Consider the following 1922-nt stretch of genomic DNA (forward strand, 5'->3'; position numbering starts at 1 on the left):
TGTGGCTGCTGTGGTTCTTCGCGCTGCTCGGCTTCTACGGCCTCACGTCGTGGCTCGGCGCGCTGCTGCAGCAGGCCGGCTTCGAGGTCACGAAATCGGTGTTCTATACGGTGCTGATCTCGCTCGGCGGCGTGCCGGGTTTCCTGTGCGCCGCGTGGCTCGTCGAACGCTGGGGGCGCAAGCCGACCTGCATCGCGTCGCTGCTCGGCGGCGGCGTGATGGCCTACGCGTACGGCCAGAGCGCGCTGTACGGCGGGAGCACGACGCTGCTGATCGTCACGGGCCTCGCGATGCAGTTCTTCCTGTTCGGGATGTGGGCCGCGCTGTACACGTACACGCCCGAGCTGTACGGCACCGGCGCGCGCGCGACGGGCTCGGGCTTCGCGTCGGCGATCGGGCGCGTCGGCTCGCTGATCGGACCTTACGTGGTCGGCGTCGTGCTGCCGGTGTTCGGCCAGGGCGGCGTGTTCACGCTCGGCGCACTGTCGTTCGTCGCGGCGGCGATCGCCGTGTGGACGCTCGGGATCGAAACGAAAGGGCTCGCGCTGGAGCAACTGGCGGCAGGCGACGGAGCAGGTGGCGGCGGCCGGTACACGGCGGCGGCGGACAAGCTGTCCTGAGCGCCGGATCAGCCCGGGGGTTCCTGACGGCCGGGACGGCGCTCAGCGCCGTGCCCGGTTGCTGCGTGAACTGACAGGATTCGCGCGTGGACCGACGCTGCTAGACTGCGTCGAGGCTCCGTGTCGCGCGCCCCTGGTGCATCGCGGCGATCGCGCGACGCGCGGTGAGCCGCCCCCACTGCCCGCGCAAGGATCGCATCGATGGACCACGCCCGTATCGAAGAAATCCGCAGCGGCCTGTTTCGCGCAACGACCTATATCGACAAGCTGAAGCTCGGCTTCAGCCAGTTCTTCGTCCGCTCGCCGAACGGCGACGTCGTCTGCATCGAAACGGGCACACGTTCCAATTTTCCACAACTGACCGCGAGCCTCGCGACCGTCGGCATCACGCCGTCGATGGTGAGCAGCGTGATCGTCCCGCATTTCGAGGTTGACGAGATGGGCGCCCTGCCCGATTTCCTCGCGGCCAATCCGGCGCTCGTCGCGTATGCGCATCCGATCTGCACGCACGGGCTGGCCGATATCTTCGGGGTGCGCGCGAAGCCGCTGAAGGACGGCGAGCCGACGACGATTTCCGGCATCGACGTCGTGCCGATCTTCACGAAGCATGTCCATCAGTGGGATGCGCTGGTCGTGTATCTGCCGGCGTACAAGGCGCTGCTGTCGTCGGACATCCTGATGCGCTTCGGCGACGAAGCGACGGACGACCCGTTGCCGGCGATCCTGGATTCGATCCGGCGCTCGGACTACCTGCCGTCGCTCGCGCACCTGGCGAGTGCGCTGCGCCGGATCGAGGCGCTCGATCTCGACGTCATCCTGCCGATGCACGGCCCGGCCATCACGCACGATATCCCGCGCGTGCTCGCCGGCGCGATCGCGCATTGCGACGCGGCGGCCGCGTAGCGGGAAAAGAGGCGGCAAAAACCACCGCGCGCGGGCCGGTTCGCCCGCGCGGCATCGAATCGGGATCGACAGGAAAAGCCGCTTGCGCGCCCGCCAGACGGCCGCGCAAACGACGATGGCGCGGCCTAGGCGCCGGTGACGACGAACTCTTCCGCCGCCTTGCGCTGGATCGCGGCCATCTTCGCGAGTTCGCGCTTGCTGCGCGGCTCGCTGGACGCGACGCCCGTCGCCTGCTTCGCCTTCGCACCCAGCGGGTAGAAAGCGAACGACGCGCCAGCCGGGGCATCCGGCTCGGCGCGCAGGCGTTTGTTCAGGATCTTCAAGTACTTTTTCTTCGAGACTTCCTTGGCTGCCATGGCACCCTCCCGCGTGAACGTGGTGCGATCAGCATACCAGCTT

Annotated in this window: 3 protein-coding genes; 2 read left to right on the forward strand and 1 reads right to left on the reverse strand. The window is 68.1% G+C overall.

Going from position 1 to position 1922, the window contains the following annotated elements:
• Both JYJ84_RS35420 and JYJ84_RS35425 read left to right on the forward strand, forming a co-directional pair.
• Nucleotides 1–620 (forward strand): MFS transporter (locus JYJ84_RS35420; protein WP_205190195.1); only part of this gene is annotated, 620 nt, incomplete at its 5' end.
• A gap of 201 nt (nt 621–821) precedes the next feature.
• The gene (locus JYJ84_RS35425; protein ID WP_174956061.1) at nt 822–1523 is read left to right on the forward strand and encodes an MBL fold metallo-hydrolase; all 702 of its coding nucleotides are present in this window, start codon (nt 822–824) and stop codon (nt 1521–1523) included.
• Between the two features lie 125 nt (nt 1524–1648).
• Here the strand turns inward: JYJ84_RS35425 and JYJ84_RS35430 are convergent, their stop codons facing one another.
• Complete coding sequence (locus tag JYJ84_RS35430; RefSeq protein ID WP_041493471.1) at nt 1649–1879, reverse strand: hypothetical protein; 231 nt, start codon at nt 1877–1879, stop codon at nt 1649–1651.
• Between the last annotated feature and the right edge of the window lie 43 nt (nt 1880–1922).

It is taken from the genome of Burkholderia sp. LMG 13014, assembly GCF_905232215.1.
In the GTDB taxonomy this organism is placed as follows: domain Bacteria; phylum Pseudomonadota; class Gammaproteobacteria; order Burkholderiales; family Burkholderiaceae; genus Burkholderia.